Source organism: Chryseobacterium sp. D764 (assembly GCF_019317325.1).
In the GTDB taxonomy this organism is placed as follows: Bacteria; Bacteroidota; Bacteroidia; order Flavobacteriales; family Weeksellaceae; genus Chryseobacterium.
In genome coordinates this window covers 3,233,714-3,246,844 of record NZ_CP079219.1, presented here as the reverse complement: position 1 = coordinate 3,246,844, position 13,131 = coordinate 3,233,714, and the positions used below count along the sequence as shown (strand labels likewise).

The following is a 13,131-nucleotide window of genomic DNA, read 5'->3' as shown; positions in this document are numbered from 1 at the left end:
AAGGTTTAAAGCTTAAAACAAGCGAGATAAAAATGATTTCAGAAATATATGATGTAATAGTAGTAGGTGCCGGACATGCAGGTTGTGAAGCAGCAGCAGCCGCTGCCAACCTAGGTTCAAAAACACTACTCGTTACAATGAATATGCAGACCATCGGACAGATGAGTTGCAACCCGGCAATGGGCGGAATCGCAAAAGGACAGATCGTAAGAGAGATTGATGCAATGGGAGGATATTCCGGAATTGTAGCAGACAAATCTGCTATACAATTCAAAATGCTGAATCTTTCAAAAGGTCCTGCGATGTGGTCTCCGAGAACCCAAAATGACAGAATGCTTTTTGCCGAAGAATGGCGCTTAGCATTAGAGAATACACCCAATCTTGATTTCTTTCAGGATATGGTGAAACAACTGATTGTTGAAAATAACAAAGTAACCGGAGTAGTTACTTCTTTAGGAATTGAGATTAAAGCAAAATCGGTAGTTCTTACTAACGGAACTTTTCTTAATGGTTTAATTCACGTTGGAGATAAACAATTAGGCGGAGGAAGAATGGGTGAACCAAGAGCATTTGGAATTACAGAACAATTGGTCACTTTAGGATTTGAAGCAGGAAGAATGAAAACCGGTACTCCACCAAGAGTAGATGGAAGAAGTTTGGATTACTCAAAAATGGAAGAACAAAAAGGAGATGAAAATCCTCAAAAGTTCAGCTATCTTGACACTCCAAAATTGACAAAACAATTAAGCTGCCATATCGTATATACGAACGAAACAGTACACGATATTTTGAGAGAAGGTTTTGACAGAAGCCCAATGTTCAATGGTACAATTCAAAGTTTAGGTCCAAGATACTGCCCAAGTATTGAAGATAAGATCAACCGTTTTGCAGAAAGAAACAGACACCAGCTATTCGTAGAACCGGAAGGATGGAAAACTGTAGAGATCTACGTAAACGGATTCAGTTCTTCTCTCCCTGAGGATGTACAGGTCAAAGCAATGAAACATATTCCTGGATTTGAAAACGTAAAAGTGTTCCGCCCAGGTTATGCAATTGAATATGACTACTTCCCTCCTACCCAATTAAAACATACCCTGGAAACAAAATTAATTGATAATTTATATTTCGCAGGACAGATCAACGGAACAACAGGATATGAAGAAGCAGCAGGCCAAGGATTAATCGCCGGCATCAATGCTCACAATAAAGTTCATGAAAAAGGCGATTTCATTCTAAACAGAGATGAAGCTTATATCGGAGTCTTAATAGATGATCTTATCACAAAAGGAACTGAAGAGCCTTACAGAATGTTCACTTCACGTGCCGAATACAGGCTTCTTTTGAGACAAGATAATGCAGATATCAGATTAACTGAAAAAGCTTACCACTTAGGATTGGCAAAAGAAGACAGATTAAGAAGGATGGAAACTAAAGTATCTGAAAGTCAAGCACTTGAAGAATTCCTTCGCGAAACTTCTTTAAAACCAGGTATCATCAACCCTGTTCTTGAATCTATAGAAAGCAATCCGGTAGATCAGGCATATAGAGCAGCACAAATTCTTACCAGACCTCATATGACATTAGGAAAACTGGATGAAATTGATTTCATTAAAGAAGTTTCAAGCCAATACAACAATGAAATAAGAGAACAGGCTGAGATCAATATTAAATATAAAGGATATATTGAGAAAGAAAAAGAAAATGTAGCCAAACTAAACCGTCTGGAAAATATTAAAATTCCTGAGGATTTTGATTACACAAAGCTTTCCAGTCTTTCTGCAGAAGCAAAACAGAAGATGTCTAACGTACGTCCAAAGACTATTGCCCAGGCAGGAAGAATAAGTGGAGTTTCTCCAGCCGATATCAACGTTTTACTAGTCTATTTAGGACGTTAAAAAAGATATGTTTCACGTGAAACATAAAAAATAATAAAGCAAAAATTAAGGTATTTGTGAGCATACATCAAGCTCTGGATATCTTAATTTTTTTTACAATATAAAAGATAACGATTTCAATGAAAATAAAAGATCATTTTCTTTCACAGGAAATTTTTGAAATTAAAGAGACAGAAACAAAAGGAGTCTTCAAGACCACTCCTATTCCATCTGACATTTCCAGATATTATGAAAGTGAAGATTACATTTCTCATCATCAGGATTCCGGAAGTCTGAAAGAAAAGCTTTATAAATTCCTTCAGTCTTTTAATCTTCAATACAAGAAAAATGTATTGGTAGACAGAATAAAAAAAGGATCAAAAGTTCTTGATTATGGATGCGGTGCCGGAGAATTTGTTAAATTTATAGAAAATGATTTTGAAACTTTCGGTTTTGAACCAGATGCAGATGCAAGAAAAGCAGCACAAGGAAAAATAACGAAAGCTTCTATATTAGATAATATCAATGCAATTGAAGAAAACAGCTTAGATGCTATTACCCTATGGCATGTGTTTGAACATATCGAGAACCAGGATGAAATGCTTAGTGCATTTCACGGGAAATTAAAAGAAAAAGGAATTCTGATTATTGCTGTTCCCAACCCTACTTCATATGATGCAAAACATTATAAAGAATATTGGGCCGCCTATGATGTACCCAGACACATTTATCATTTTTCAAAAGTTGGAATGGAAAATCTGATTTCAAAAAAACCAAACTGGAAAATGAGAAAAATAAAACCTTTAGTGCTAGACTCCTATTACATCTCAATGTTGAGCGAAAAATACAAAAAATCACCCCTGTTTTGGGTAAAAGCAGTAGTCTACGGAACAATTTCAAACGTAAAAGCATTATTTTCCAACGAATTTTCAAGTTTGATATACATTATCGAAAAAAGATAGAAAGTAGATTTTTGACCCATTTATGAAGGTCGGATTTTAGCATTTCAAGGCTTAAAAAATAAAAACTCAGGATTTTTCTCCTGAGTTTTCTATTTTTCAACTAAAATCATTTAGAAAAAGGAAACTTAAAAATTTAAGATCCTTATAATTTTTATAATAAATACTCCCCTACTCCATTTCAATTAAAAAAGAAAAAACAAGAACTCTTATTCTTGATTCAGTTAAAGTATTGCTTTAATCATTTATCTACTTTCCAGTTTCTGAACAAAATTGATCCAAAAAACACAAAAACAGATATTAGAAATTAAATCCTGACAAAAAAGGTGCAAATCTTGATTCAAAATTACTCAAGATGTAAATACTCGGGAAAATTTAGTTTTTAGATTTTAAAGGTGATTATAAAGGTCGATTTTTGGGGACTTCATTGGAAAAAATAAAAAATTAAGAGCCTTAGTAAATTTCTTTTTGATCAAATCCAAAATCTAAAATCTGTTTAGTCAAAAAATTTTATGTTCAACCAGAAAAGGAAATTTAAAATCCGGAATATAAAACTCCCCTACTCTATTCTATCTTTCACATAAAAAATTTTCAAAGAAATTCTTTAGGTTAATTTAAAGTTCAAAAAAATAATGAAGTTGAAAATTCTGATAAAATAAAAAGTACCGAAAAAAATTACTGGTTGCAGAAAAGAGTAAAGCAAATATATTTCAAAAAAATTCTTGAAATTATTTTTCTTGAAAACTGAGTTCATCCTTCATTTTATAGTATTCAATAAATAATTTCTAATTTTTAACTACCCTTTAAAGTAAAAACAGCATATAATTTAACAATAAAAAATAGTTTAAAAACTGATATACAATACATTACAACACTATCATTAATATGTGAAATAAAAAAATATAAAATTCAGATAAAAATAAAGCTTAAACATATAAAACTTGCTCTTTAAATTAAAAAAAATACTAACAAGTCACATACATATGTAAATTATGGTGACAATTGAATTTTACACCATTGTCATTGACTATGGACGAATCATCGATTTCTGACGAAGGAAAAATCTCATGTAAAGCTTAGATTCCTCATTTCACTACGCTACATCCAGAATGACAGCGTCACAATAGTAATATAGCAGGATTAATGCAAAGTTGTATATAATTACCTAAATTATTATAGAGTTTAAAGGTTCAATGAAACTCCAAGATCCAATTTAAGCAATCACAGATTCTTCGGCAAAAAATTGTTATCAGAAAATACTCTTAGCTTTCAGAAATTTTATGTCACATCACGTCATTTTATCAATCTAATGTTTGTAAAATGCAACATGATAATTAATAAAAAAAAGATATCATGATCTCTCAAAAAAATACAAATTCATATCAAAAATCATAGCTAATCTATCACAAAAATCTGGTTATGAAAACAAGAACACATTCTTTCTAATCCCAAATTTTAAAAAGAAAAACTAAGCACACAATTTATTAAATACCTAAGTGACTGAAAGCGAATTCAAGTCAAACCAATATAACTACAGGTTATATCTAAGATACTATGAAAAATCCGATCAATAAAGGAATTTTTTATAAATTCAAAAACAAAAAAACCTGCTAATATAATTAGCAGGCTATAAAATATCTTTAATTTTTATTTAATTGTTGATTGCAGCTACACCTGGTAACTCAAGTCCTTCAAGACTTTCAAGCATGGCACCACCACCGGTAGAAACATAACTTACCTGATCCGCATATCCGAATTGCTTAACAAAAGCAACACTGTCTCCTCCTCCAACTAAAGAGAAAGCTCCTAATCTGGTAGCCTCTGCAATACTCTCACCTAATGCAACAGTTCCGCCAGCAAAATTTGACATTTCAAAAACTCCGATTGGCCCATTCCAAAGAATAGTTCTCGAATTTAACAATACATCATTAAACTGATCTCTTGATTTATGGCCTGCATCAAGGCCCATCCATCCTTCAGGGATTGCATAGATATCAGCTTCTTTTCTTTCCACATCATTACTAAAACTTTCAGCGATAATAGCATCAGAAGGAAGATATACTTTTACTTTATGTTCTTTTGCTTTGCCTAAAATCTCAAGAGCTAAAGGAAGTTTATCTTCTTCTACTAAAGAATTACCAATTTTTCCTCCAAGAGCCTTAATAAAGGTAAATGCCATCCCTCCACCGATGATCAGATTGTCAACAGCAGGAAGGATATTTTCTATAATGGTGATTTTAGTTGAAACTTTAGAACCACCAAGGATAGCTGTAACAGGTCTCTCACCACTCTTTAATACTTTATCAATAGCTTTAAGTTCATTAGCTATTAAAAAACCGAAATATTTAGTTGAAGGAAAATATTGAGCGATTACTGCTGTAGAAGCATGAGCTCTATGTGCAGTCCCGAATGCATCATTTACATAAGCATCTCCTAGTTTAGAAAGTTTCTCAGCAAAACCTGCATCTCCTTTTTCTTCTTCATTATGAAAACGTACATTTTCCAATAATAAGATCTCCCCTGGTTTCAGATCTGCAGCAGCCTGTTCCGCTTTTTCTCCGATACATTCATCAACAAACTTTACCTCCTGTCCAAGAACAGCAGAAACTTCGCCAAGAATATGTTTAAGAGAAAATTCATCTTTCACTTCTCCCTTTGGTCTTCCAAGGTGTGTGATTAAGATGACAGAACCACCATCATTAAGGATCTTTTCCACTGTTGGTTTTACAGCAACAATTCTTGTATTGTCTGTCACCTTCAGCTGATCGTCCTGAGGAACATTGAAGTCCACTCTTACCAGAGCTTTCTTATCTTTAAAATTGAAATCATTGATTGTTTTCATAAGCAGATTTATTTTTGTCAAAGTTCTATGAAGTCTCGCTGGCCAGATCCCGGTTTGCATTTCCGCAAATCCAGCGGAGACAAATTCATGAAACTCATTGAATTTTCGTTTCACAAATGTAAGGTTTTAAACTTTTTCAACAGATTGATTAAAATAAAAGTTTTCAAAAACTTTCCCCGAACCCAATCACCCATTAATCAACAATTTTTTCTCTTTATAAAAAAAGAATAATGTAGTTGTTGTTGTGTGTTGTTAGTTTCGGGGATAAGTTTTAGGCTAAAAATTGATAACATTCAACTTTTATTCAATTCATATTTAACTCACAATATAAATTCTTGTAAACCCGCTATTTCACATACTTACTAACAAATGTTGGTAACTTTGAGATCAAGCCATTATTAGTTATTTTATTATGGAAAAATCTGGGGATAGCTGAAGAAAACATCTGGAAAGTTATGGTGAAAATTTGCGGAAAGAATTTCTATTACGAAATAAATTGATCTTTAAAAATAGAAAGTTGAGAAAAGTTTTCCACAGTTATTAACATACCTCTTAACAATTAACTCAGGGTTTACTAACACGAATTGTTATTATTCTTACCTTTGTAAGGAAATAAAATCTAATAAAGCTTAATAAGAGTATTATGAAAAGAAAAATTGCTATTGCAGCGGACCATGCAGGCTATGAATATAAGGAGATTGTTAAGAACTATCTTTCAGAACGATTTGAAGTTCAGGATTTTGGAACGTTTTCCACAAACAGTGTGGATTATCCGGACTTTGTACACCCTGCTGCAACCTCTGTGGAAAACGGAGAAAATGAGCTTGGAATTCTTATCTGTGGAAGCGGAAACGGGGTTCAGATCACTGCAAACAAACACCAGAAAATAAGATGCGCTCTTTGCTGGATGCCGGAGATTGCAACGCTGGCAAGACAGCATAATGATGCCAATATGATTTCAATGCCTGCGAGATTTATATCAAAGGAACTGGCGATTGAGATTGTAGATAAATTTCTTTCAACAGATTTCGAAGGTGGAAGACACCAGAACAGAGTTGATAAAATTGCAGTTTGCTAAATATACTAAGGCTTGTAAATTACATTACAAGCCTTATTTATTTTTTATTCGTATATTTGCAGTGTCCAATAGAAATTACATTCTATTATTCTCTAAAGCCTTTCTTATATTTGAAACATATTTAATAGAAGGTTTTTCTCTTTTCTTCTCAAGAATTGTATTAAATTTATACAAAACTAAAGCTCCCGTTCTAAGTAAACTGAAAGATAATTTCTGATGATGTACGGAAAGAATCTAATGATGAAATTGAATAACCTTTATAAGGAATGAACGGGGAAGATTTATAGAAAGGTTTTATTTTAAGTAAGACCAAAATAATTAAAAGAAAATTAAAAATGCCAAAAAAAAGAAAATATATAAGTCATAAAAATGATTTAAAAATGATGGAGATCGGAAGATTGATCCTCCGTTTTATGAATGCGAATTCATCAAAAATTTATAATTATAAGCAGATCGCTGATGGAATAGATTACAAAAATCCAAGACAAAGAGAACTTGTCATCCAGGCACTGCACAAACTTCAGGGATCTGAAAAGATCAAAGAAGTAGAAAAAGGAAAATATATAGTGAACCTGAAAATTGCAGGAACGCTTACTGGAATTATTGACTTCAACCAAAGTGGAAATGCTTACGTAAATGTGGAAGGATTGGAAGATGATGTCTTCATTCACGCCAAAAATGTGAAGGATGCTCTGCAGGGAGATAAGGTTCTTATTATAACTTATCATTATAAAGGAAAGAAATTGGAAGGTTCCGTTCTGGAGGTTTTGGAACGTACCAGAACTGAATTTGTAGGAACATTTCAGAAGGTGGCTCATAAAGATTTCGGCTTCGTTGTTTGCGATAAAAAATCAATCAATACAGACATCTTTATTTCAAAAGCGAAGTTCAACAATGCTGAAGATGGAGATAAGGTCATCGTAAAAATGACTGAATGGAGACCTGGAGATAAAAACCCTGAAGGAGAAATTATCAAGGTGCTGGGTGCTCCGGGAGAACACGAAACAGAGATCCACTCTATTCTTGCAGAATATGGCCTGCCTTACGAATTTCCACAGGAAGTTGAGGCCGATGCCGATAAAATAGACAGAAGTATTACTGATGAAGAAGCTGCAAAGCGTTGGGATATGCGTAACATCTGTACATTTACGATTGACCCTAAGGATGCGAAAGATTTTGATGATGCCTTATCCATAAGAAAACTGGAAAATGGCAACTGGGAAATTGGTGTTCATATTGCTGATGTATCTCATTATGTAGTTCCGGGAACTATTCTTGATGATGAAGCATATAAGAGAGCTACTTCAGTATATCTTGTTGACAGAGTTGTTCCGATGCTGCCGGAAGTTTTGAGTAATGATGTTTGTTCCCTTCGTCCTAACGAAGATAAATATACTTTTTCAGCAGTTTTTGAACTGAATGACGAGGCTGAAATTCAGAAACAGTGGTTTGGAAGAACGGTAATCCATTCAGACAGAAGATTTACTTATGAAGAAGCTCAGGAACGTATCGAAAGCGGGCAGGGAGACCTGGCAGAAGAGATCAATACTCTTGATAAGCTGGCAAAGATTATGCGTAATGAACGTATAAGAAGAGGTGCTATTACTTTTGACAGAAGTGAAGTAAGATTCAATCTTGATGAAAATAATGAACCGATTGGAGTTTACTTTAAAATAAGCAAAGACTCGAATCACCTGATTGAGGAATTCATGCTTTTAGCCAATAAAAAAGTATCTGAATATGTTTCTCTGAGCAGAAAAGATGAAATCACCAACAATACATTTATTTACAGGGTTCATGATGATCCGGATCCTGCAAAATTAGAATCGTTAAGAGACTTCGTTGCTACTTTCGGATACAAAATGGATCTGGCCAATACCAAAAAGGTTGCCGCATCTTTAAATAAACTTCTTCATGATGTGAAAGGAAAAGGAGAAGAAAACATGATTGAAACACTTGCAATGAGAAGTATGAGCAAAGCGGTGTATTCTACTGAACCTATTGGCCACTATGGCTTAGGTTTTGAGTATTACAGTCACTTTACCTCTCCTATCCGTCGTTATCCGGATTTGCTTGCACACCGTCTTCTTCAGCATTATCTGGACGGAGGAAAATCTCCAAACAGAGGGGAACTTGAAGATAAAGCAAAACACTGCAGTGCCATGGAAAGACTGGCTGCAGATGCGGAAAGAGACTCTATCAAGTTTATGCAGGTGAAATTCATGGAAAAACACCTGGGAGAAACTTTCAGAGGGGTTATTTCCGGAGTGGCAGAATTCGGTTTCTGGGTTGAAATTCCTGAAAACGGAGCGGAGGGACTGATCAAACTTAGAGACCTTGTAGACGACTCATATATGTATGATGCAAAATCCCATGCGGTATACGGAATAAGACACGGAAACAAGTATCAGTTGGGAGATGAAGTTCAGATCAAAGTGGTAAAAGCTAATCTGATCCAGAAGCAGCTTGACTTCCAGATTGTGAAGTAAGAAATAGGTATTAAAATAAGACTCCAGATAAAATTATAAAGAGGCTGAATGTTCATGAACATTCAGCCTTTTATTTTTTGAAGCAAAAAACTTTTGAATATACCCTCCTCTCCTATTTTCTTAAAAAATTTACATTAAACTCTCCTTAAAATCCACTTGATATATCACAACTTTATTGAATAATTAAATCATAAAGTATAACTTTGTATAAAACGAAATGAATTTTTTTCATTTTAAAACACATTAAATGCTAGAACTTGTACTATCGGCGGTCATATTAGGATTCATGCTGAGCTTGGTTTTTATAGGACCTATATTTTTCCTGTTAATAGAAACCAGCTTTTCCAGAGGCCCAAAACATGCCTTATCATTGGATCTTGGAGTTATCACTGCAGATTTATTATGTATTGTAGCGGCGTATTATGCCAGTACAGATATTGTAGCTTTAATTGATAAACATCCTGGCTTCTACAGGATCACTTCCATTCTTATTTTTATTTATGGGATTGTGATGTTGGTTACCAAAACCAAGATGCATATGCCTGGTGAAGAGAAGATTATTGGCCAAAATTATATTAAAACATTTTTCAATGGTTTTTTCTTTAATCTTTTGAATGTAGGAGTCATCCTTTTCTGGCTGGTAACGGTAATTTCTGTGAGGAATCAATATCCGGACACCAGCAGTTTTATTTTATACATAGGGATCGTACTGACCACTTACCTTTCAATAGATCTTGCTAAAATATTTCTTGCCAAGCAATTTCACGATAAATTAACACAAAAGCTGGCGAACCAAATCAGAAGAGTTGTCGGCTGTATTCTTATTATCTTCAGTTTCTTTATCTTCCTGCAGAGTTTCAAAAAGTTCAATCAGTTTGAAAGACAACTGGAGGAAGCAGAAAAGAAAGAAGTAAAATATCAAAAAACAGAATGAAAAAAATGATCTTTCCAAAGTCCCTTAAAAAAGGTGACAAAATAGCTGTTATTTCCCCTGCAGGAGCGGTAGATGCCTCTCAAATGGAAAAGGGAATAGAAATGATTAAAAGTAGAGGTTTTGACCCCGTTCTCGGGGAACATCTTTACACCAGATTTTCAAACGGATATAATTATGCCGGAACAGAACAGGAAAGAATAAAAGATATCAACTGGGCTTTAAATGATACAGAAATCAGAGCGGTATGGGCTTCCAGAGGAGGCTATGGCTGTCAGCACCTGATTCAGCACCTAAAAATGAAGGGTTTTACAGAAAATCCAAAATGGTATATCGGCTATTCTGATAATACGGTTATACAAAGCTATCTGTTAAAGAAAGGCTTTGCATCCATTCATGGGCAGACCATTAAAACATCAAGTTTCGGCGTTACTGATGAAAGCTATGATCTGATCTTTGATATCCTCAAAGGAAAAACTCCAAAATACACCCTTGAATCAAATCAATTCAATAAAGAAGGGAATATTGAAGGAGAATTGGTTGGAGGAAATTTAGCCCTTATCTATGCCCTTTTAGGAACAAAATATTCTTTTGACTTTAAAGATAAAATCTTGTTTATTGAAGATATCGGAGAAAATTTCTATGCCCTGGATCGCATGATTATGAGTCTGGAGCTGGCAGGAGTCTTCAGTAAGATCAAAGGACTTATCGTTGGCGGGATGACTAATATGGGAGACGAAAAGGAAAATAAAAGCTATGAAGAAAGCTTTGATGAATTTGCCTATAAACTGATCTCGGAGAGAATTTCAAAATATAAATTCCCTGTAGTATTTGCTTTCCCGAATGGACACATTAAAGATAACCGGCCACTTTTAATTGGTGGTAATCTTAAAATGAAAGTTGGAACTAAAGTAAAGCTCGAATTTTAAAAAGACGACTCTCCTATCTTCAAACTCTTAAATACAAAATATGGCTGATCACAACGATTTTGGAAAAATAGCAGAAGATATGGCCGCCGGTTATCTTCAGAAAAAAGGCTGCAAAATCCTTGTGAGAAATTACCGTTTTCAAAAAGCGGAGATTGATATTATTGCTGAAAAAGATAATCTGATTATCATAGTGGAAGTGAAAGCAAGATCTACTGATGCATTTATGCTCCCTCAGGAAGCTGTAACCAAAGCAAAAATAAAATCAATTGTTTCTGCAGCCAATCATTATCTCGAAGAATTTAATAAAGATAACGAAGTCAGATTTGATATTATCTCCGTTCTTCCTGATGAAAACAGAAACTTAAAAGTTGACCACATAGCTGATGCTTTTCAGGCATTGGATGCAAATTAATAAATCAATAACAATGTATGAAGGGAATAATATCATACTCTAGGTAAAGTATTCCATTCATATCGTTAATAAGCAATTTTATGAAGACAATATTAATCACCGGAGCAACTTCCGGCATAGGTAAAGCCACTGCAGAATTTCTTGCAAAACAAGGAAACAGAATCATCATCTGTGGAAGAAGAAGTGAAGTACTGGAAGCTGTAAAATCAGAGCTATCTCAGTATACCGAAATATTTAGTTTATTGTTTGATGTAAGGAATCTTAAAGAAGTGGAAGCAGCCATTAATTCGCTTCCTGAAAACTGGAAAGAAATTGATATTCTGATCAATAATGCAGGAAATGCTCATGGGTTGGACCCTCTTTCTGCCGGGAAGACTGATGACTGGGATTCTATGATTGATGGGAATGTAAAGGGACTACTCTATGTTTCTAAAATGATCATCCCGATTATGAAAACTAAAAATTTAGGTCATATAATAAATATAAGTTCTGTAGCGGCAAGACAAACCTATGCGAATGGAGTAGTGTACTGTGCAACGAAGAAAGCTGTAGACGTGATTTCAGAAGGAATGAGACTGGAGCTTACGGAATTTGGGATCAAAGTAACCAATATTCAGCCGGGAGCTGTAGAAACCGATTTCTCTTTGGTAAGATTCAAAGGTGACAGTGAGAAAGCTTCAACAGTGTATGCAGGCTATGATGCTCTGAAAGCTGAAGACATTGCGGATGCCATTGCTTATTGTGTGAATGCTCCGAAACATGTTACCGTTTCAGACATGACAATCTACCCGAGTGCTCAGGCAGAACCGAGAACGATTTATAGAAAATAGTCAAAATAATGGACTAAATTTGCAGAATATTAAAAGCAATTTTGCTGTTTAGCTTAAAACAAAAAAATGAAAATTCTATATCTGGAAACATCTTCCAAAAACTGTTCAGTAGCGGTATCAGACAATGAAAAACTGCTGTGTGTATGTGAAGAAGTTTCTGAAAATTATAAACAATCTGAAAGCCTTCATACCTATGTAGAATGGGCGTTGGAAGGGGCTGGAATTGCTCTTAAAGATATCGAAGCCGTTTCTTTGGGGAAAGGTCCCGGATCTTACACAGGCTTGAGGATTGGTGCAGCCTCTGCAAAAGGATTCTGCTATGGTCTTAAAGTTCCATTGATTGCTATAAACTCCCTTGAAAGCATGATAGAGCCCTTTTTAGACAATAACTATGATTTTATAGTGCCTTTGATTGACGCGAGGAGAATGGAGGTGTATACGGCCGTTTATGATGGAAATACGGGAAAAGAATTATCTGAGACCGAAGCCAAGATTTTGGACGAAACTTCTTTTGAAGAATTCAGAGATAAAAAAGTATTGTTTGTAGGTGATGGTGCCAAGAAAGCAAAAGAGATTCTGAATCTTCCTGATGCTGTTTTTAACGAGAATGTGTATCCTTCTGCGAAATATCTTATCAAAAAGACATTGGAAAAAATAGGAAATAAAGAATTTGAAGATATGGCTTATTTTGAGCCTTTCTATCTCAAAGATTTCCATGGAGTAAAGAAGAAGAACCCGTAAGATTATTAGTTCAAATAATAAATAACTGCATAAAAAAAGCGAAGAG

The 13,131-nt window shown here is 34.5% G+C and carries 10 protein-coding genes; 9 read left to right on the top strand and 1 reads right to left on the bottom strand.

Going from position 1 to position 13,131, the window contains the following annotated elements:
• Nucleotides 1-32: 32 nt before the first annotated feature.
• Both mnmG and KYG33_RS14675 read left to right on the top strand, forming a co-directional pair.
• Entirely contained in the window at nucleotides 33-1,895 is a 1,863-nt protein-coding gene (gene mnmG, locus KYG33_RS14680) for a tRNA uridine-5-carboxymethylaminomethyl(34) synthesis enzyme MnmG (RefSeq protein WP_219071989.1), read from the top strand.
• Nucleotides 1,896-2,014: 119 nt separating this feature from the next.
• A complete protein-coding gene (locus KYG33_RS14675) occupies nucleotides 2,015-2,836 on the top strand; it encodes a class I SAM-dependent methyltransferase (protein WP_219071988.1) in 822 nt (273 codons plus the stop codon).
• 1,648 nt (nucleotides 2,837-4,484) lie between these two features.
• Here the strand turns inward: KYG33_RS14675 and KYG33_RS14670 are convergent.
• Nucleotides 4,485-5,675 carry a phosphoglycerate kinase gene (locus KYG33_RS14670; protein WP_219071987.1) on the bottom strand — a complete coding sequence of 397 codons (1,191 nt, stop codon included), beginning with the start codon at nucleotides 5,673-5,675 and terminating at the stop codon, nucleotides 4,485-4,487.
• Nucleotides 5,676-6,318: 643 nt separating this feature from the next.
• Here KYG33_RS14670 and rpiB point away from each other — a divergent pair.
• The 7 genes from rpiB (at nucleotide 6,319) to tsaB (ending at nucleotide 13,085) form a co-directional block, all read left to right on the top strand.
• Nucleotides 6,319-6,753, top strand: coding sequence for a ribose 5-phosphate isomerase B (rpiB, locus tag KYG33_RS14665; protein WP_027372149.1), 435 nt, complete (start codon nucleotides 6,319-6,321; stop codon nucleotides 6,751-6,753).
• 335 nt (nucleotides 6,754-7,088) lie between these two features.
• Nucleotides 7,089-9,242, top strand: a complete 2,154-nt coding sequence (rnr, locus tag KYG33_RS14660; protein ID WP_077413224.1) for a ribonuclease R — start codon at nucleotides 7,089-7,091, stop codon at nucleotides 9,240-9,242.
• A gap of 247 nt (nucleotides 9,243-9,489) precedes the next feature.
• Nucleotides 9,490-10,176, top strand: a complete 687-nt coding sequence (locus KYG33_RS14655; protein ID WP_219071986.1) for a LysE family translocator — start codon at nucleotides 9,490-9,492, stop codon at nucleotides 10,174-10,176.
• Nucleotides 10,173-11,102, top strand: coding sequence for an LD-carboxypeptidase (locus KYG33_RS14650; protein ID WP_180564872.1), 930 nt, complete (start codon nucleotides 10,173-10,175; stop codon nucleotides 11,100-11,102). Before KYG33_RS14655 ends, KYG33_RS14650 begins: the two co-directional genes overlap by 4 nt.
• A gap of 40 nt (nucleotides 11,103-11,142) precedes the next feature.
• The gene (locus tag KYG33_RS14645; protein WP_077413221.1) at nucleotides 11,143-11,514 is read left to right on the top strand and encodes a YraN family protein; all 372 of its coding nucleotides are present in this window, start codon (nucleotides 11,143-11,145) and stop codon (nucleotides 11,512-11,514) included.
• A gap of 80 nt (nucleotides 11,515-11,594) precedes the next feature.
• Nucleotides 11,595-12,344, top strand: coding sequence for an SDR family NAD(P)-dependent oxidoreductase (locus KYG33_RS14640; protein ID WP_219071985.1), 750 nt, complete (start codon nucleotides 11,595-11,597; stop codon nucleotides 12,342-12,344).
• A 66-nt stretch (nucleotides 12,345-12,410) separates the two neighbouring features.
• Nucleotides 12,411-13,085, top strand: a complete 675-nt coding sequence (gene tsaB / locus KYG33_RS14635) for a tRNA (adenosine(37)-N6)-threonylcarbamoyltransferase complex dimerization subunit type 1 TsaB (RefSeq protein ID WP_219071984.1) — start codon at nucleotides 12,411-12,413, stop codon at nucleotides 13,083-13,085.
• Nucleotides 13,086-13,131 lie beyond the last annotated feature (46 nt).